The following is an 18,829-nucleotide window of genomic DNA, read 5'->3' on the forward strand; positions in this document are numbered from 1 at the left end:
AGTCTAGCTAAAAAAATGGAAGGAGAAAATATGGCTACTTTTAAACGGATTCTGAATCTAGAAAATTATATTTTTACTTTTTTTATTTTATTTGTCTTTTACGGCGCAATTAACTCTCCCTATTCGCTGGTAAAAATTCTTTGGGAAAAGCCTAAGCACTTGCTTGTTTTACTTCCTCTATTAATTATTCTATTGTTGATTATTTATAAAAACAAAAAATTTCTTTACACTAAGATTCAAGCGCTCTGGCACTTAATAAAAACCCATGATCGTGTGGTTATTATTGGTAGTTTGATCAGTTTATTTTTACTACAACTTTTACTCCTGACGCAGATTACTGTGCCGATTGGCTGGGATGTTTTTGACAACTTTCATAGTATTACCACTGAAAATAGGGATTATTCAAAAATCGTACTTTCTTTAAACCCCAATAACGAATTTTTCTTTTTCATGATGTATTACCTTAATAAATTTTTGCGTTTCATTGATGTAACAGGGAGCTGGAGCAATACTTGGTTTAGTTGGCAAGTGGTTAATTGCTTGTTTATTAATAGCAGTTTATTTCTCTTTTATCATGCCTCTAAGCGTGTCTTTAATCCATTAACGGCCTTCGTTGCTTACAGTTTATTTTTTCTTTCTTTCGGATTGTCTCCATGGTTACTCACGCCTTATACAGATACGGCCGTCTTATTGTTCATCAACCTAGTCTTTTTTGCATATAGCCTTTTTGACCAAGTTTCCCCTCCCTTCGTAAAATATTGTTTATTACTGTTTATTGGGATTGGCCTAGCTTGGTGTTTTTTAATGAAACCTTCGTCTATTATCTTTTTTATTGCATTTAGTTGTATCAAAGTGCTGCAACTTCTTTTAGTAAATCGGAACAAACAGTCTATCGTAAAATTAACCGTGGTTGCTCTCTTTTTACTGACTGGTTTCGCCAGCGCATATTATAGTTTTCAATTTTTTGTGGAAAAACAAACGATTACGGAAATCGATCAAGAACAAGCCAAACCTTGGACACTTTTTGTAATGATGGGTTTGACTGGAACTGGCGGTTACAATGATGCAGATACACAAGCAGTAAATCAGTTGCCTACACAAGAAGCCAAAAAAGCTTATACCATAAAAATGATTCAAGACCGTTTAAAAAATAAAGGATTCTTCGGTTATCTCCGTTTTCTGGCTCAAAAAAATCGTCATAATACTGCCAATGGTGATTTTGACTGGGGTTGGGATGGCGGTGATTTAATTCCAGAAACACCTTCTAAAAATCGTTGGCAAGAACACTTGCGGTCACTGTATTATCCGCAAAATCAAAAAAGTAACTATCTACGAATTTATATGCATTTTTTCTATTTACTCACATTACTAGGTCTATTGTTCAGTATCCCTCTAAAAGATTCAAAAAATAACTACGCGATTTTAAAATTAGCTTTCATTGGAGCTATTCTGTATTTATTGCTCTTTGAAGGCGGCCGCTCTCGCTATCTAATCCAGTTTATGCCGTTTTGGTACTTGTTATCAGCGAGTGGTTGGCTGGGGTTGAGAGAGATTCGAAGATACAAAAAAACAGTAAAATAGAAAAGAGGATTGAGTTAAAAATGAAAAAAAGTTTACTGGGGTTGATTGTTTTTTTATCCTTACTGACCCTTACTTCTTGCAGAAATAAAGTGACCACAAAAGAGCTAATGGCAAACGAGTGGGCCGTAAACTCCAACGTTGATGAAGTAGTAATGATTGTATCATTCAGCGAAGATACCGCTACTTTCAAAATCAATACAGATGAACACACATCAACTGCAAAAAATGAGTTGGAAAAAGCAGGCGAAGAATTAGGTAAACAAATTGCAAATAAAATAGAATACAAAGTCAAATACCATCTAAAAAACAATCAAATTCGTTGGGAAAATGAAGGAAAAGAAGTAGCTTACAAGATAAAAAAAGAAAAGCAAAATCTACTTTTCACTCCTACTAAGACAAACAATTCTGATAACCAAACAAAACTAGTTTTGAAACCTTACACAAAGAAAAGTATTGATTCTTCTACTCAAAAAGATAAAACGGAAGAAACCAGCTCTAATTATCAAAACGTCTCATCTGAAACAAACCAATCTACCTCTTCATCTACTACTAAAGAACCGCTACCACAAGTTAGCTTAGCTGATTTTATAGGCGGTTGGGGTATTCCTCAAAGTGATAACTTATTTTTTATAAATGCTGACGGAACACTCACTAGCATAACTCAATCGAATGTTCCTCTTCAAAATGTAAGTTTTTCTGTGGATGAGAATGGTAATCAAACAATGACGTTTCTTTTGAATAATACGCCCCGAACAGTAACGAAAAATAATGATGGTACTTTAACTGTTAATGGACAAATATACACTTATCTAGGTAATATTACGTTGGAACAATTAATTGAAAGAAATAATCAAACTCAACAAGTTTTTGAACAATCTGAACAGCAACCACCACAAAACTCTGATTCTAGTGAACAAATACAAAATTCTAAATCAGACCAACCTATATACGATACGGTACGAAGTGGTGAAGGTGGGCGACAGTTAGCCGAAAGAAATGGTTTAACCTTAGAAGAATTATTAGCATTAAATCCAGGCATTGAAACTTCTGTTTTTTATCCTGGTCAGTCATTACGAATTAAATAGAAATTTAGGTATACTAATAGATAATAGTCTATAAAAGTAGAACTGGACTATCTACCATTTACTTTGGGATACCAGTTGATGGTAATCAGTTTGACGAAGTGGAACTAGACCTTGTACCTACTGGCTCAGCAAAAATTGCGACATTTGATATAGCAGTTGGGCATTGATTAACAGCATGCATATAATTTGATAATATGAAATATAAACAAAAATGTCTAAGGAGCCTAACATTCTTTCAAGAAAGAATGTTAGGCTCCTTTTATTCAGACAATTTCAGCCACTCTTTGCGATTGCAATAGGACATAGTTTTTACAAAGACAAAATGATAAAGCAAACCGTAAGCTAGCCCCAACATATTTAACAAAATTCTTAAGTAAAGACTTGTTTCTAGCCCAAATATCATAGAAGCTGCCATGATAGCACCAACACAATTAAAAATCGTTTTACTTTTATAAGATGTGCATAAGCCTAAACAAAGTCCTCCTAAAATACCAAGTAGGTTCGTTGGTATATAAAATAACAAGATAGCCGATACTAGAGAACCAATAACGACCCCTATTATTCGTTCTTTGGCTCGTTCAGACAATTTAAACGTATTATACCCAGAAAATAATGACGAACTAGCAAATGTTGCCCACATAAAGCGGTCAATCTGAAGGTGCGTTCCTATAAAAAGTAATAAGCTAATGCCTAAAGCGTAATAACCAAACCAAATATTTCTTTGATTAAAAAAACCATTTTCTGTAACCATCTGTATAAAAGTAATCTCTTGATCCAATTTTTTATGTTTCACATGATAAACAAAAGCTAAAAGTAGATAAGCAAACACTAATACAAAGAAAGTTTGTTCTAATTGCTGAAACGATTGATAGTGAACCGTGCCAACTAAATATAAGTAGGAGAACGTATACAAGCCAGGATTACCCATTTTAGGGTTTTTACCAGTTAAGAAAAACAATGCCAGCAAGCAGATAAAATGAAGACCCCATTGTAAAAATGATACAGAAATCAGTGAAATTAGTGGACTAACACCTAGAATTGTTAACACGATTCCTAAACTAAGCAAGGCCTGTTTTTCCCTGTAGCCATATGAGACGAAACGGATACTCAACAGCAAACAAAATAATACAATTGAAAAAGGCGCTACAGCTTTTCCAAAGAAAAAAGTAATCGTCGACACCCATAAAATCGCAAACGAAACTAATAAAATATCTCTTATTAACAAGGCGCGCCAAAAATATCTCCGCTGTTTTTTAGTGTCCGCTTGATGAATTTTTTGTTTTAAAATAAATGGATCTAACTGCAATAATTGATAAAAAGTCACCTAAAATCATCTCCTAAAAATCGACTCTTCTCAATTCATTATTCCAACTTTTCCTTCTATGAAATCATAAGAAAAGTAGTTGTGACGAACATTTTACTACAACTTTTTTTCTGAATCAATACATGCTTTATTTCTTATTCCAATACCTCTCCCGATACGATTTGCTTACTTCATAAAAAATAAGCCTAGAAAAAATCAAAACGATTAATTCTAGACTCAAACTTAAATAACTGTTGAACAAAAGCTAGCGCTTTTTTACATAAACTTTTCCAACAGATCCATTTCTTTTTCTAATTCTTTTTCATCATACTTGTCATACTTACCAGCTTCTTGTGCAATTTTTTTAATCTCATGAATGGCTTTTTTTTCAACAATCCATCTCTTCATACTATGTTTTTTTGTATCCTCATCTAGCGAGCCCAACTCTTCTAAACTTGCATCCAATTTGTTCAAAACGTCAGCAATTTTTACTAATGCTTGCGCTTCTTTTTCTTCATAGTTTGACATAATAGACACCTCTTCTTAAGTATTTTTCTACTTTAAGTGTACGTCTCTGTCGTTTTATTTGCAACTAATAACTCAACTGCTTCTCAGTACGGAGGATAAGGGATTCGAACCCTTGCACGATGTTACTCGCCTAACGGTTTTCGAGACCGTCCCCTTCAGCCAAACTTGGGTAATCCTCCCTCTACATTCCATCTACAAATGAACATGTAATGAATCAAAAGATAAAAAGCCTAGACCCTTACACAACAAGGATTCTAGGCTCTATCTAACTAAATTATTTAGTTTCACGGTGTAAAGTAACTTTTCTTTCACGTGGGCAATATTTTTGTTTTTCTAAACGATCAGGATTGTTACGTTTATTTTTATTTGTTAAGTAGTTACGTTCTTTACAAGAAGTACACTCTAAAGTGATGTTTACGCGCATGTTTTCCCCTCCTACTAATAATTGATCTTTCCAAGAGATTTCTTAGACTTGAATATCATACCATTTTTTTTGTCATTTGACTACCCTTTTGGGCAAATTTGTAAAGTAGTTCTACTTTACAAATTTTATTTTTTGTACATTTCCATATACGCTTCTAAAACTTCTTTGGCAATCGTTTGATTTGGTTTGGAAGATTCATCATTTAAGTGTGGTAAAACAACGCTAATTGCAATTTCAGGATTTTCGTACGGCGCATAAGCCACCAAGTTACTATTAACCGTTGTATGGTTTACTCCATTAGCATCTGTTGCTTGCGTTTCGGCGGTCCCTGTTTTAGCAGCAATCGAAAACTTGTCTGATTTTAAACCACGTGCAGTTGTAAAAGGACTAGTTCCATTTACTACATTATAGAAACCTTGTTGAAGAATTCCTATCTGGTCTTCAGAAATATTCACCTTATTCAAAACTTTTGGTTCAATTTCTTTTAAAATTTTTCCTAAAGCTCCATTTTCATCATTGCCATAGATTCCTTCTACCACATGGGGTTGCACGCGGATACCATTATTTGCGACAGTGGAAACGTACTGTGCTAATTGTAACGCGCTATAGGTATCATATTGCCCAAAAGATAGGTCAAGAAGATTACCACCTTGTGGCGCAGAAGACGAATCCTTAAAGTCCTTGTTTTGAATTCCTGTTGTTTCTCCTGGTATATCAATTCCAGTTTTCGTTCCCATACCATATTCTGCAAAAGCTTTTCTTAATTCTTTAAAGACAGTGTCATCTCCTACTTCATAAGGGAAAATCATATTGGGATAATAATTCACACCCATCATTTTAAAGACTAATTTCATCATATAAGCATTCGAAGAATATTCTAACGCTTGCTCCGCAGTTAATTGCATGGTTGTTCCGCCAGAAGCATTCCACCAAGAAGCTTTTGGATTACTACCTGCTAGTAAAATAGCTTCATCTGTTAAAACGTCATTGCCTTTAATGACGCCTGTTTCATAACCAGCTGTTAAAGTACCTGCTTTCACAACTGATCCAGGAACTTCAGAATTCAAAATAGGTGCTAAAGGATTAGGTGTGACTTCTCCAGTTGCTAAATCATGATGAAATCCGGACATCGCTAAAATAGCACCTGTTTGAGGGTTCATAGCAACGACATATGCATTTTCTGAGTATGGTCCAATGGTTTTGACTATTTGTGAATAGTTTCGTTGTAAAATTTCATCAACTTTGTTTTGGAAATTTGAATCAATCGTTAATTTTAAGTTGGAGCCTTTTTCCCCTTTGGAAATTGGGGTTTGTGAAACAATCTTTCCGTTATTGTCTAAAACGACTTCTGATTTTGCTTTTTTACCTTGTAGTACGTCTTCATATTGTTTTTCTAAATAGCTAGTCCCGACACGGTCATTTCGTGCATAGCCTTTTTTCAAATATTCATCGACTTCTTCGGCTGGCAATCCTTGTTTTTCAGTTGAAACGGTGCCCAACAGGCTACGTAATGCGCCACTTTGAGAATAATCACGCGTCCAATCAGTCCCTGTTGAAACACCAGATATTTCCGCTGTGTGTTCACCAATTGTCGCAATTTCACCTTCTGTTACCCCTTCATTCTTGATGAAGACCGTGTTCATTTGTGACGCTGCATTCATTCGTTTAAAAATCGTTACTGCTTGTAAGGTTCGGTCATCAAACGCAATTTCTTCAGGGGTGACTTTTTCAACTGCTTTGGCATATAATGTGCCTTCGTCCGTAATTTTGTTGCCTTTTTCATCTTCTTTATCTTGATCGGTTAAACGGGCTTGGGCTGCTTTTAAATTTTCAGGATTCGCTAACCAATAATCTTTTTTGTCACGATCCGTTAAGTTTGGATCAACTGGAACGTTAATAAGTTCGTTAACTTTATTCGCAATCGGTAAAATATCTTTTCCTTCAATATTTTTTCCTCGTGTGTAAGTGATTGCTAAATTGGCTTTGTTAGAAACCAAGACTTTTCCTTGTGAATCATAAATTTGTCCTCGAGGGGATGGTGTCGTGATTTGTAGTGAAGAATTGGCAGTGATTTTTTTGTTAAACTCTTCTCCTTCTACAATCTGTAAATATCCTAAACGGACAATTAATGAAACAAATAAAGTGAATATCACAAAAAATAATAAGTTCAATCGAAAAGGAATATGTGGCTTTCTACCTCGTTGACTCTTTGCTGCGGCATCTGTTTTTTTTATTTTATCTATAAATGAGTTTTTCTTCATACCTCTAGTCCCTTCACTAAAAAGTTTCGCATTCTCATTGTAACAAAAAATAGTCAAAAAATCAGGATTATTCCCAGCTCTAAGGAAATATTTAATTATTTTGTTTTTGAAAAAAGTCAAAAGGACTTCTGAATTCAGAAGTCCTTTTGACTTTTTCCCTTTTTTTAACGGCTGTAATTGTGAACTTCAGCAGCCATGCTGTCAATGAAAATTGATAAATCTTCGACAGACGTTTCTTTGCTTCCATAACGACGGACGTTCACCGTTGCATCTTCCATTTCTTTGTCCCCGACCACTAATTGATAAGGTACTTTTTGTGTTTGAGAGGCCCGAATTTTGTAGCCCATTTTTTCGTTACGATCATCGACTTCAACACGTAAGCCTTGTGCTTGTAAACGTTCTTTGATTTCATAAGCATACTCAGAATGCGCTTCTACAGAAACTGGGATAATAGTTGCTTGAATTGGTGCTAACCAAGTAGGGAAAGCGCCTTTGTAAACTTCTGTTAAGTAAGCCACAAATCGTTCCATTGTTGAGACAATACCACGGTGGATAACAACTGGGCGATGTGTATTTTCACCATCTTCGCCAACATAAGTTAAGTCAAAACGTTCTGGTAATAAGAAGTCTAATTGGATGGTTGATAATGTTTCTTCCATTCCTAAAGCTGTTTTTACTTGAACATCTAACTTCGGACCGTAAAAGGCAGCTTCGCCTTCTGCTTCAAAGTAATCTAATTCTAATTCATCCATGGCAGCTTTTAACATCGCTTGCGCTTTTTCCCACATCGCATCATCATCAAAATATTTGTCTGTATTATTTGGATCACGATAGCTTAAGCGGAAACGATAATCCGTAATGTTAAAGTCAGCATAGACTGCCACCATTAACTCCAAAGTACGTTTAAATTCGTCTTTAATTTGGTCAGGACGAACAAAAGTATGGCCATCGTTTAAAGTCATTTCACGAACGCGTTGTAACCCTGATAATGCGCCAGATTTTTCATAGCGGTGCATCATCCCTAATTCAGCGATTCGAATTGGCAATTCGCGGTAACTATGAATGTCATTTTTATAAACCATCATATGGTGTGGACAGTTCATTGGACGTAATACTAGCATTTCGCCATCGCCCATATCCATTGGTGGGAACATATCTTCATGGTAATGATCCCAGTGACCAGATGTTTTGTATAATTCCACATCTGCCATAATTGGTGTATACACATGTTGGTAACCTAAGCTAATTTCTTTGTCCACAATATAACGTTCAATTGTACGACGAATGGTTGCGCCTTTTGGTAACCAGAAAGGTAACCCTGAACCAACTTCTTGTGAAACCATAAATAAATCTAATTCTTTTCCTAATTTACGGTGGTCACGTTCTTTGGCTTCCTCGCGCATTTTGATAAATTCTTTTAAATCTTTTTTATCGAAAAAGGCAGTGCCGTAAATCCGTTGCATCATATGATTGTCAGAGTTTCCGCGCCAATAAGCACCAGCTACTGAAAGTAGTTTAAAGACTTGAATCCGTCCTGTTGAAGGGACGTGAACACCACGACATAAATCAACAAAATCGCCTTGATCATAGACAGTGATGATTTCATCTTCTGGTAAATCTGTAATTAATTCAACTTTGTAAGGATCATCAGCAAATAATTCTAACGCTTCTGTACGTGAGATTTCTTTACGAACGATTGGGTTATTTTCCTTCACAATTTTCATCATTTCGGCTTCAATTGCAGGTAAATCTTCCGCTGTCACAGGGGATTCCCCATTATCTGTATCATAGTAGAACCCAGAATCAATCGCAGGACCTACGCCAAATTTAATGTTAGGGAAAAGACGACGTAAGGCATTAGCCATTAAATGAGCTGATGAATGACGTAAAATTCCTAAAGCATCTTCATGATCAGGTGTCACGATTTCAAGCGAACCATCTTCTACGATAGGACGATCTAAATCGATTAAAACACCATTGAATTTACCAGCTAAAGCTTTTTTGGCTAAACTGTTGCTAATACTTTTAGCAACATCAAATGTTGTAACCCCAGAATCAAACGGTTTAACAGCGCCATCTGGAAAAGTAATGTGAATAGACATAATAAAATTCTCTCCTTTTAATTTTTTTGATTTGAAGCGTTTCATTGTGTTCCTGTTTTTCACAATGAAACGAAACAGCCACCTGTTCCCCTTGTTAAAAAACAAAAAGTCCTAGTATTCTAACGAATACTAGGACGAAAATATCGTGGTTCCACCTAATTTTGAACACAAATAATCTGTGTTCCTCTAGCGTGTTAACGGTGCGACCGCCTTTGTTTCAACAAAGGTTTCGAAAGTGGTCATCCCTTGTGCCAATCTGGAAAATTTTCAGCCAAGATTTTCCTCTCTAATAGATCGCGGGCAAGTTCAGTTGTCTTTCTCATCAATCATTTATGCACTTATTTAACCACTTATTTTCAGAAAAAGCAAGTGATTCAACAGAAATTCTCTGAAAACTTATTTTTTCCATTCGCCGCCTTGTGCATAGCGGTCTTTTTTCAATTCATTGACAATCACATGGATATTCTCTTTTGGTGCACCAGCGTTTTTTGACACAGCTTCTGTAATATCTTTGACCATATTAGTTAACTGTTCTTCTGTGCGGCCTTCAATTAATTCTACATGTACAAATGGCATCTTCGTTCCCCCAATTTAAATTGCTTGTTCTGTTTGTATCATAGAGCGGGTTATGACGCTTGTCAATAAAAAATTGGGGACGTCAGTCGTTACGCTGACGTCTCCAATTTTTACTTTTCAGATACACAGCTGGACCAAAGTACGGTCTTGCCTAATATCTCTTTTTATACTTCTTCGCCGTAATCTACAGGTTTATCAAATTCACCTGGTGCATCATCATAGATATGTCCATAAATAATTACCGGCATTCCGTCATAGGATACATCAAAGATTTTTGAAACTTCTGTTCCTGGCGTATTGATACAGCCATTACTACCAGCATCGGTTTTAAAGGCTTCTTTATCGCCATACTTATCCAATTTATGGTCGGAGTCATGAATCCCGATTTGTGTGACAACGCCCCCTTGACTTAATAACGGCATCCAATATTTTACTGGCACACTGTATCGAGAACCATCAAGCATTTGACCTTCTAAATTCACATCGGTTGTCCGATATAAAATTGTATGGAATCCTGGTACTGTTGCGGTTCCTTTGTTATATCTGCCAGTAATGACATCCGTGGTGACTATTTTTTTGCCATCAATGAAACAATACATTTTTTGATCTTTTAAATCAATTTCAATGTAATTATTGGCAATTTTACTATTTTCTTTGGTATCACCAACCAACGGAGCAGTGATTGCATTCGTTTGTTCTTGGCTATTCAGCGCGTTTACTAGTAGTTCTTGCGTTTTGGCCCCATCAATCGACCAGCCATAACTTCCGTTGTTTTTAAAACGACGTGTCGTGCCGTGAACATCTGTAAATAAAACTGGTTGATTAGCAGAACCATATGTTGTTTCTAATTGTGTCACCCAAGTAGTTAGTTTTTCTTTGTTGATTGTACCATCATCATTCAGCACGTTTTGAATTTGTGTTTTATCAAAGGCTACTTTTTCACCATTAATATCAACTGTAATTGTTTTATTTAACTTGTTATTGAGCGTTGTCAATGTTGCCTTTAACGTTTGATCCTCTTTTGTAATTTCAGGGGCTTTATAAAAATCTTTGGCGTTGTATTGATAGTTGCCTTTTCCCGCTTCAACATCCGCAATAATCTGCTGGTTTAAGCGCTGTGTGTCCACTACTGTGCCTTGTTCTTCGGGAACAATTTCAAAAATGCCATTGCCTCGACGGATACTCGCATTTTTGCTTGGTTTCCCCTCTGGAAAACTTAAAGTCGCTAATTTAGCTTCTAGTTCTTTTTTGAATGCCTCGTTTAACGGTAGCTTCACCTTGCTACTGTGTAAATGGTCTTTTAAAAATTTTTGATCCAATTGGTATTTTTTAGGAAGTTGAATTTTTTCTTCTTTTGTCCCCGTTTGAACCACAACTTCTTCGGTTTGATTAACTTGCGCTAATTTTTCTTCTGCAGCATTTACATTTAACCAGCCTACAGAAACTCCATTTACTTTTGTGGTTGGTAAAAAGTGACTTTGAAAATAAACATAGCTGCCCCCAGCAACCAGAGCTAGTCCAACCAAAGAAGTAATAATTACTTTCTTTTTATTATTTTTTCCTGATTTTTGACGACGTGTATTACGCATTTGCATTTCTTCTTTTTTCATTTGTTCATCCTTTATATCAATAATTTTAGGTTTATTTCTTAGAGACTAGGCAACAAACAACTGCGGTGATCTACAATCAAAAAAGGTTCCCTTTCTCTCGCAGATTAATTTTTTCAATTATACACTATTTTTACGTTGTTTTCAGCTTATTTTCCTTGTAAATCCTTTAATCTTAAAGAATTTGTATACTCTGTGACTTTTTTTGCTTCTTGTAAATGATACGTAAACTGGGCCATTTTAGCAAAATCCTGAGCGACGACGTCAAAAAAGGCTTGTGTCTTTATTAAGCTGTTCCAACAAGCTTCTTTACTAGAAAAATCCAGCAACGATGCTAATTGATCCATCGTGTCAGGAGTGACATAATTTTTCAGATACTTAAATTGTTTCCCAACAGAAATTGGCTCCGGTTCCTGCCAAGCCGCTTGCCAAGAAAGCAAGCGCAACAGTTCCTGCTGACAATATTCATAGAGATGTGTGACAGCGTAAAATAGTTCATTCCGACAAAGCCCCTTAACTACATACGTACTAACCCACCAAAATTCATTGCAACAATCGTTAAACTGCTGCTGATTCGGAACTGTTACTGTATAATTTTTATCAGATGCTACAGGTAAAGGCGGCAAACTTTCATCTTTGTCTAACAAGATAATTGCTAAAGAATCGCCTTCATGCCAATTATCTTTTTCTGCGAGAGGACACAACGTTAAATCGATACGTTGACCATCTTCAAATAACATTAAAAATGTTTCCCGCGTCTTCGGTTCTGTGGGAAATAAGGTCATTTCCTTGGGACGTTGCATAATTAATGGTTGACCAAATTTTGCTGTCCACGTTGCTGTTTCAAAAAACTCAGCACATGGTTCTACAATATAAACAATGTCGAAATCTTGAAAACTATCTTTTGGCGCTTTCACATTCGTGCGAGAACCCACCATTCCCACGGCTCGAATGTGTTCTTCTTGTTTTGCTACATCCATAATAAGTTGAAACATTTCTTCTTCTGTACGCATTCACTCGCTCCCTCTCTTCAAAAGTTTCTATTAAAACATAGATTTTTTTATAAGTCTTTTGTTTTCTATCGCTTTTTCTATGGTACTTCGTATACACTAACATTACAAGGAGGGATGTTTCATGCATTGGTTAAAAATAACAAGTTTATCCATTGTCAGTTTTGGCTTTTGTATTCTTTTGATTTTAGGTCTACTTATTTTTACTGGCAAAAATACGCAACCCACCGATAAACCAGATGCTATTTTAATTTTAGGGGCCCGTGTTTTAGGGACGTCTAAAGAAACCGCACTGCCCAGCCGTGTTTTGCAAGCTCGGTTAGATGTGGCTATCCCCTATATTAAACAACACCCCGAGACACCCGTTATTGTTAGCGGAGGGCAAGGAGCAGATGAGCCGGCTACGGAAGCCGCGGTTATGAAACAATACTTGCTAAATAAAGGTGTTCCAGAAAAACAGATTCTCTTAGAAAATCGTGCCACACGCACCAAAGAAAATATTGTCAATTCACAAAAACTCCTTTCTTTTAAACGGCTAGTGATTGTTACTAGTGACTTTCACATGTATCGCTCGCAACTTTTAGCCAAGCGAGCAGGCATCTCAAATGTTTCAGGCATCACTGCGGCTTCTTCTTTTCCAAAAGATATCAAAAATTTTGGTCGAGAGCTGCTTTCTTTAGGCTATGCCTTACTCTTTGATTGGTAAAAGAGCGTCCTTCGCAAGACCATTTTGCGAAGGACGCTTTTATATTCTGTGGATTTGCTCACTTTTGTTCTCTTCTTCTTGTGTTTAAATTATAAAAATGATAACATATCTTTGTTAGCGCTTACAAATAATATTTATTTTATAGGAGGAGAAAGTTATGGGGCATCAATTGAGCACTCATTTTTTTAACAAGAAAACAGGGATTATTTCAACTTTTTTAAGTTTGATACTTTTAGTCGGTGGTTTACTGTTTGCACTACCTGCATTTGAAGTACAAGCAGCATCAACTGTTACACCTAAAACAGTCATGTATGTAGAAGTAAACAACCACGATTTTAACAATGTGGGAAAATATACTTTAGCTGGAACCAATCAACCTGCTTTTGATATGGGGATTATTTTTGCAGCCAATATTAATTATGACACGGTCAATAAAAAACCTTACTTATATCTAAATGAACGGGTCCAACAAACTTTAAACGAAGCTGAAACACAAATTCGTCCAGTTCAAGCACGCGGCACTAAAGTCCTATTGTCTATTTTAGGCAACCATGAAGGTGCTGGCTTTGCTAATTTCCCAACTTACGAAAGTGCGGATGCCTTTGCAGCTCAATTAGAACAAGTCGTTAATACGTATCATTTAGATGGTATTGATTTTGATGATGAGTATGCTGAATACGGAAAAAATGGGACGCCTCAACCAAATAATTCTTCGTTCATTTGGTTACTTCAAGCCTTAAGAAATCGCTTAGGCAATGATAAATTAATTACTTTTTATAATATTGGACCAGCGGCTGCGAACTCTTCAGCTAATCCTCAAATGAGTTCTTTAATTGATTATGCTTGGAACCCTTATTATAGTACCTGGAATCCGCCACAAATTGCGGGGATGCCTGCTTCTCGTTTAGGTGCTTCTGCCGTTGAAGTTGGTGTCAATCAAAATCTAGCTGCGCAATATGCTAAACGTACAAAAGCGGAGCAATATGGTATTTATCTAATGTATAACCTCCCAGGAAAAGATTCATCTGCGTATATCTCGGCGGCGACACAAGAACTTTATGGTCGAAAAACGAACTATTCACCAACTGTTCCAACACCTTAATTATTATCTCGTGTCTACAAGCGCCAACATGTAAAGAGTTAAAAGCCAGCTTACTACAAGCTGGCTTTTTGGTATCTTGAGCGAATCGTTTTGAACATAAAAAAGACCCGCCCTTTGGGTAAGGACGGGAAAGGAGTTAAAAATGAAAAAGTGTTTTGTGTTGTTAAGGTTGTTTGTTGATATGCTTATATCTTACAAACTAAATGTGAAGATTTTGTGATCATTTCATTCTTATTTTGCTACTTTTATAGGAATTAAATAGATTGCCACGAGACTATCTTTAGTTGCCTCGTGCATCCGTTATTCTGACTGCTCCTTGTGGTGATACTCTGTAAAAACCGACAGTCCCTGTCCCTCCATTTGCAACCATCTGTTTCGATTGGGCTCTAAAAAAGAAGTCATTTCCATTCATACCCAAAAATCCAAGGTTCGTATCATTATTTTCTGCATCAGTCAGTGTCTTTCTAATATATGTCTCTGCTTTTTCTTGTGTATCGATGATTTTTGCCTCTTCATTTTGGTCTTGATTTTCCTCTTCAGAAGAACGATAGTAATACTCTTCCGCAGGATAATTTCCACTATCTTGAGTAATTAACAATCGCGGTTTCGTCTTATCCGATTGGTCGCCGTTAGGATTTTCAACACCAATTTTATATAATAATAACGCAGCACCAGTAGGCCCCCACCTAATACTTAAGCTTGTAATTGGTCGCGACTCATCAGTAGGTGAATCCTTCGTAATCATTCCTCCGGTATTTGTACTACCATCAGGATGAATGATCAAACTCTCTCCTTTACCATTTTTCCATGTTCCAACTAAAGTAGTAAAATCGCCAGCATTAATCGCTGTAGTATCTAAATCAGCTACAGTTAGCTGACTGTTGTCTTCATCAGCTGTGGACTCTTCATTTTTCACTGATTCGTTAGACTCGACACTGTGGCTCGCTTGTTCGTTTGTCTTATCAATTGTTTCACTGGTTTTTTCATTCGTCTCTTCAACTTTAGAGGATGCCTCCGTTGAAGCGGTTACTTTCTTTTCTTTTGGTTCCCGACAAGCAGTTAATGATAAAACCGCTAGCCCGACAAAAAACGCTAACATTCCCTTTTTCACGCCTATTCACCCCGTTCAATGATCTATCTTACTAGACTATTGTACTATTAATTCAACTGTTTAGACAAATATTTATGGAACAGACAAAAGTTGAACCTGTCATTGAATGCTTTGTGTCACATGGACTTATCAATCAACTTTCTTTTTTCTATATATTATATGAAAAAAAGTGAGCCATCAGTCAAAATGACCGATGGCTCACTTTCTAAATCTTAAAACAAACGAACAAATGGATTATTCAGGTAAATCTACATTATGATGAACTTTTTGAACATCTTCTAAATCTTCTAAAACGTCTAACATTTTTTCAAAGTTCGCCAAATCGTCGCCTTCTAATGTTACTTCGTTTTGTGGAACCATTTCTAACTCAGTAACCGTGAATTCTTCAATGCCTTTTTCTTTTAACGCTTCTTGTGCATGGTGGAAATCTTCTGGTTCTGTGTAAACGATAATTTGACCGTCTTCTTCAACAACATCGCGAACATCAATGTCTTTTTCCATTAAGTATTCTAAAATTTCATCCGCATCGTCACCAGCAAAGCCAATGATACCTGTATTATCAAACATGTAGGAAACAGCACCGCTGACACCCATGTTTCCGCCGTTTTTACCAAATGCGGCCCGCACATCTGCTGCTGTTCGGTTCACGTTGTTTGTTAAAGCATCAACAATGACCATTGAACCATTTGGCCCAAATCCTTCATAGCGTAATTCAGAATATTGTTCATCTGCTGAACCTTTTGCTTTTTCAATAGCGCGATCAATAATATGTTTTGGTACATTATATGTTTTGGCGCGTTCGATTACAAACCGTAATTTTTGGTTTGCATGAGGATCAGGGTCTCCTGACTTCGCTGCTACGTAAATTTCAATCCCGAATTTTGCATAAACACGGCTATTGTTTGCGTCTTTGGCAGCTTTTTTCTCTTTAATATTTGCCCATTTACGGCCCATATTCTCACTTCGCTTTCTCTGATTTGTTGTTAGTATCTTATCCCTTGTTTATTATACTGGGGAAACTGATTTTTGTTAAGTATTTTTTAGGTATCTGGCGAAAATCGTAAGGGAAACCGACCAAAATTTTGTTCTTTTAAAGAAGAATCTCCCATCTGGTATAGTTGATTGGCGCGAATATCTAACGAAAGCATTGCGCGGTTTTCTTTAGATACTTTGGAAATTACCGGCAATTGAATCTGTGCTTTGGTTTCTTTTAGATAAGCTTGTCCCTTTGGCGTAAATCCTAGCACATGGAGATAACTGTTTTGCCAAACAGTTTCAACTTCTTCTTTGGTCATATTTAACAATATATAGGTTGCTAATCGTTGCAATCTTGTCCAAGTATAACGCTTCGTCTTCATACGTTCCATTAATTCGTGAAAAGAACCTGCTGCTTGGATTTGATCTTTTAGTCGATATTCAAGTCCTTCCGTCATTTGGTAAATGGCTTGTAACTCTTCTAACGAGGATTGAACAATTTTATACTTTAGGAAGGGCCAGTAGTTTTCCCATGAAATCATTGCTTGTGTTTGTAAATGTTGTGCGGTTATAGAAGGAACCGTTGGCAGCACTTGCGTTATTTCTTGTTGAAAAACACTTTGCCTAATCGCCGTGGCGCTAGCAACTTTCCCAGAAATCGTTGCATCATGAAAGCCCGCTTGTTTTCTAGCAATTGGGTAGAGCGTCATCGGGGTTGGATACGTGGCATTTTCCTTTGCATAACTCATCCCCAAAATATGATTAGGCGAAGAAAAATCGAACCTGCTTTCAGGATATACTTGACGAAAAACAGCAGTCATTTTTTGTGGATAACTCAATTGTTTGTCTGTCAATGCGTGGAACGTTTGATCAATTAAGGATTGATTTTCTTGGACAAACTGGCCGAAAGCCGCATAATCAATTGCGCTTGTACTATCTGTTCCAAAACATAAGCTCTCACATTGCAACGCCTGCAATAACTTTATACCGCCTTTGGCAAAGTAATCCGCAGACTGTACCGACCAAGCTGTCGGCAATTCAATGACTAAATCCACACCATTTTGCAAAGCTTCTTCTGCTCTGGCCCACTTATCTAGTAAGGCTGGTTCTCCTCTTTGTAAAAAATTTCCACTCATTATAGCAATCACTACTTCAGCTCCGCTTTGTTGGCGAGCTTGTTGGGCATGATAGCGATGTCCATTATGAAAGGGATTATATTCCACGATAATGCCACAGGCTTTCACTCTAGCCACCTCCGTTATAAAAAAATGGACTTATCAGCAAAGAGACAAACGTTTTTAAGCGCTGTCCCAAGCTCATAAGCCAAATATTATTAATCTCTTTGACAAACAAAGAACCAGCGTTCACTTGTTTCAGTTGGTGCTTCATCTGTAAAGTCTGCATAAACTTTGACGTTCATGAAACCAGCACTTTCTAACATTCGTAAATAGTTATCTAACGAATAGGTTCGTTCTTGATGCAATTCATCATACCGAACAAAGTGCTCATCTGTTTCCTGTTCTTTCACAAAAAATGTTAAGAAATGTTCGATGCTGTGTTCTTTTTCACCAGCGTAACTATCCCATAGAAAAGCAAATTCTTCTGTTTGATAATGATAGCTATATTCTGGAAAAACTGAATCAATTTTGTAAGTAGAATGAACATCAAAAATGAACGTTCCTTCCTCTTCTAACGCTTGATAAACTTCATCGAACACTTGTTGTACTTCTTGGCGATTAGCCATATAGCACAGTGAATCAGAAAAACAAGTGATGGCTTGGTATTGTCCCACTTCAGATAAATCTAGCATATTTCCCTGAACAAATTGAACTGGCACTTCTTCTTCAAAGGCCCGTTCACTAGCAATCATCAACATTTCTTCTGATAAGTCTAAGGCCGTCACATCGTAACCACTTTTCGCGAAATCAACTGCTAAAGCGCCTGTACCACAAGCCATTTCAAGAATTTGTTGGGTTCCTTGTGGGAGATGACGATTGGAAAAATCCAACCATTTTTGGTATAGGCTTTCGTCCATCACTTCGTCATAGACGAAAGCAAACGTTTCATAGGCCATTTTAGTCGACCCAAGCGCTTAGATCAATCATTGGGGCATCTGACCATAATTTTTCTAAGTTGTAAAAGGCACGTTCTGAAGATTGGAATACATGGACAATAACATCGCCTAAATCGATTAAAATCCATTTTCCGCCTTCTTTACCTTCCACACGTTTGACTTCTACTTGATTTTTGGCTTCTTGTTCGTTAATTTCATCAACAATCGCATTGATTTGACGTTCACTATTGGCTTGGCAAATTAAAAAATAATCTGCTAATAATGAAATCTCTCTTACGTCTAATGCGACAATTTCTTCTGCTCGTTTTGAATCTGCTGCTTTGACAGCAATTTCTAAAATTTTCTGGCTATCTATGATAGTTCCCTCCTAGTAATTCTTTCTTC

17 protein-coding genes and 1 tRNA gene are annotated in these 18,829 nt (G+C 36.6%); 4 read left to right on the top strand and 14 right to left on the bottom strand.

Annotation, left to right across the window (positions count from 1 at the left end):
• Positions 1–15 precede the first annotated feature (15 nt).
• Both IGK27_RS10810 and IGK27_RS10815 read left to right on the top strand, forming a co-directional pair.
• The gene (locus tag IGK27_RS10810; protein ID WP_002401669.1) at positions 16–1,581 is read left to right on the top strand and encodes a membrane protein; all 1,566 of its coding nucleotides are present in this window, start codon (positions 16–18) and stop codon (positions 1,579–1,581) included.
• A 353-nt stretch (positions 1,582–1,934) separates the two neighbouring features.
• Positions 1,935–2,666 carry a DUF4950 domain-containing protein gene (locus IGK27_RS10815; protein WP_410497184.1) on the top strand — a complete coding sequence of 244 codons (732 nt, stop codon included), beginning with the start codon at positions 1,935–1,937 and terminating at the stop codon, positions 2,664–2,666.
• Positions 2,667–2,925: 259 nt separating this feature from the next.
• Here IGK27_RS10815 and IGK27_RS10820 read toward each other — a convergent pair whose 3' ends face one another.
• The 9 genes from IGK27_RS10820 to IGK27_RS10860 all read right to left on the bottom strand — a co-directional run bounded on the left by IGK27_RS10820 (position 2,926) and on the right by IGK27_RS10860 (position 12,480).
• Complete coding sequence (locus tag IGK27_RS10820) at positions 2,926–3,990, bottom strand: FUSC family protein (RefSeq protein WP_002378657.1); 1,065 nt, start codon at positions 3,988–3,990, stop codon at positions 2,926–2,928.
• Between the two features lie 255 nt (positions 3,991–4,245).
• The gene (locus IGK27_RS10825) at positions 4,246–4,497 is read right to left on the bottom strand and encodes a hypothetical protein (protein ID WP_002401667.1); all 252 of its coding nucleotides are present in this window, start codon (positions 4,495–4,497) and stop codon (positions 4,246–4,248) included.
• Between the two features lie 89 nt (positions 4,498–4,586).
• Positions 4,587–4,676, bottom strand: a tRNA-Ser gene (locus IGK27_RS10830).
• A gap of 95 nt (positions 4,677–4,771) precedes the next feature.
• Positions 4,772–4,921, bottom strand: coding sequence for a 50S ribosomal protein L33 (gene rpmG / locus IGK27_RS10835; RefSeq protein WP_002356321.1), 150 nt, complete (start codon positions 4,919–4,921; stop codon positions 4,772–4,774).
• Positions 4,922–5,046: 125 nt separating this feature from the next.
• The gene (locus IGK27_RS10840) at positions 5,047–7,182 is read right to left on the bottom strand and encodes a peptidoglycan D,D-transpeptidase FtsI family protein (RefSeq protein ID WP_002359399.1); all 2,136 of its coding nucleotides are present in this window, start codon (positions 7,180–7,182) and stop codon (positions 5,047–5,049) included.
• 164 nt (positions 7,183–7,346) lie between these two features.
• Complete coding sequence (gene thrS, locus IGK27_RS10845) at positions 7,347–9,284, bottom strand: threonine--tRNA ligase (RefSeq protein ID WP_033626287.1); 1,938 nt, start codon at positions 9,282–9,284, stop codon at positions 7,347–7,349.
• 396 nt (positions 9,285–9,680) lie between these two features.
• Positions 9,681–9,860, bottom strand: a complete 180-nt coding sequence (locus IGK27_RS10850) for a 2-hydroxymuconate tautomerase (RefSeq protein WP_002356318.1) — start codon at positions 9,858–9,860, stop codon at positions 9,681–9,683.
• Between the two features lie 164 nt (positions 9,861–10,024).
• Positions 10,025–11,470, bottom strand: coding sequence for a L,D-transpeptidase family protein (locus IGK27_RS10855; RefSeq protein WP_010823942.1), 1,446 nt, complete (start codon positions 11,468–11,470; stop codon positions 10,025–10,027).
• Between the two features lie 146 nt (positions 11,471–11,616).
• Complete coding sequence (locus IGK27_RS10860; RefSeq protein ID WP_010830658.1) at positions 11,617–12,480, bottom strand: aminoglycoside 6-adenylyltransferase; 864 nt, start codon at positions 12,478–12,480, stop codon at positions 11,617–11,619.
• A gap of 121 nt (positions 12,481–12,601) precedes the next feature.
• Between IGK27_RS10860 and IGK27_RS10865 the strand changes: the two genes are divergently transcribed.
• Both IGK27_RS10865 and IGK27_RS10870 read left to right on the top strand, forming a co-directional pair.
• Positions 12,602–13,183, top strand: a complete 582-nt coding sequence (locus IGK27_RS10865; RefSeq protein ID WP_002359392.1) for a YdcF family protein — start codon at positions 12,602–12,604, stop codon at positions 13,181–13,183.
• A gap of 157 nt (positions 13,184–13,340) precedes the next feature.
• Positions 13,341–14,285, top strand: coding sequence for an endo-beta-N-acetylglucosaminidase (locus IGK27_RS10870; RefSeq protein WP_002382461.1), 945 nt, complete (start codon positions 13,341–13,343; stop codon positions 14,283–14,285).
• 280 nt (positions 14,286–14,565) lie between these two features.
• On the opposite strand, the gene IGK27_RS10875 is transcribed toward IGK27_RS10870, so the two are convergent.
• The 5 genes from IGK27_RS10875 to rsfS all read right to left on the bottom strand — a co-directional run bounded on the left by IGK27_RS10875 (position 14,566) and on the right by rsfS (position 18,785).
• On the bottom strand, positions 14,566–15,396 hold the full coding sequence (locus IGK27_RS10875; RefSeq protein ID WP_025191607.1) for a DUF6287 domain-containing protein: 831 nt from the start codon (positions 15,394–15,396) through the stop codon (positions 14,566–14,568).
• A gap of 234 nt (positions 15,397–15,630) precedes the next feature.
• Positions 15,631–16,350, bottom strand: a complete 720-nt coding sequence (locus tag IGK27_RS10880; RefSeq protein WP_002356305.1) for a YebC/PmpR family DNA-binding transcriptional regulator — start codon at positions 16,348–16,350, stop codon at positions 15,631–15,633.
• 86 nt (positions 16,351–16,436) lie between these two features.
• A complete protein-coding gene (locus IGK27_RS10885) occupies positions 16,437–17,624 on the bottom strand; it encodes a nucleotidyltransferase (protein WP_002419391.1) in 1,188 nt (395 codons plus the stop codon).
• Between the two features lie 80 nt (positions 17,625–17,704).
• Positions 17,705–18,445 carry a class I SAM-dependent DNA methyltransferase gene (locus IGK27_RS10890; protein WP_002356302.1) on the bottom strand — a complete coding sequence of 247 codons (741 nt, stop codon included), beginning with the start codon at positions 18,443–18,445 and terminating at the stop codon, positions 17,705–17,707.
• 1 nt (position 18,446) lies between these two features.
• Positions 18,447–18,785, bottom strand: a complete 339-nt coding sequence (rsfS, locus tag IGK27_RS10895) for a ribosome silencing factor (RefSeq protein WP_033606598.1) — start codon at positions 18,783–18,785, stop codon at positions 18,447–18,449.
• Positions 18,786–18,829 lie beyond the last annotated feature (44 nt).

Origin of the sequence: Enterococcus sp. DIV0236, assembly GCF_050558525.1 — a bacterium.
GTDB lineage: Bacteria > Bacillota > Bacilli > Lactobacillales > Enterococcaceae > Enterococcus > Enterococcus faecalis.

Coding starts and splice junctions, on each gene's coding strand:
- IGK27_RS10810 (WP_002401669.1), top strand. CDS start 16: ATGGAAGGAGAAAATATGGCTACTTTTAAACGGATTCTGAATCTAGAA.
- IGK27_RS10825 (WP_002401667.1), bottom strand. CDS start 4,497: ATGTCAAACTATGAAGAAAAAGAAGCGCAAGCATTAGTAAAAATTGCT.
- rpmG (WP_002356321.1), bottom strand. CDS start 4,921: ATGCGCGTAAACATCACTTTAGAGTGTACTTCTTGTAAAGAACGTAAC.
- IGK27_RS10840 (WP_002359399.1), bottom strand. CDS start 7,182: ATGAAGAAAAACTCATTTATAGATAAAATAAAAAAAACAGATGCCGCA.
- thrS (WP_033626287.1), bottom strand. CDS start 9,284: ATGTCTATTCACATTACTTTTCCAGATGGCGCTGTTAAACCGTTTGAT.
- IGK27_RS10850 (WP_002356318.1), bottom strand. CDS start 9,860: ATGCCATTTGTACATGTAGAATTAATTGAAGGCCGCACAGAAGAACAG.
- IGK27_RS10855 (WP_010823942.1), bottom strand. CDS start 11,470: ATGAAAAAAGAAGAAATGCAAATGCGTAATACACGTCGTCAAAAATCA.
- IGK27_RS10860 (WP_010830658.1), bottom strand. CDS start 12,480: ATGCGTACAGAAGAAGAAATGTTTCAACTTATTATGGATGTAGCAAAA.
- IGK27_RS10865 (WP_002359392.1), top strand. CDS start 12,602: ATGCATTGGTTAAAAATAACAAGTTTATCCATTGTCAGTTTTGGCTTT.
- IGK27_RS10870 (WP_002382461.1), top strand. CDS start 13,341: ATGGGGCATCAATTGAGCACTCATTTTTTTAACAAGAAAACAGGGATT.
- IGK27_RS10880 (WP_002356305.1), bottom strand. CDS start 16,350: ATGGGCCGTAAATGGGCAAATATTAAAGAGAAAAAAGCTGCCAAAGAC.
- IGK27_RS10890 (WP_002356302.1), bottom strand. CDS start 18,445: ATGGCCTATGAAACGTTTGCTTTCGTCTATGACGAAGTGATGGACGAA.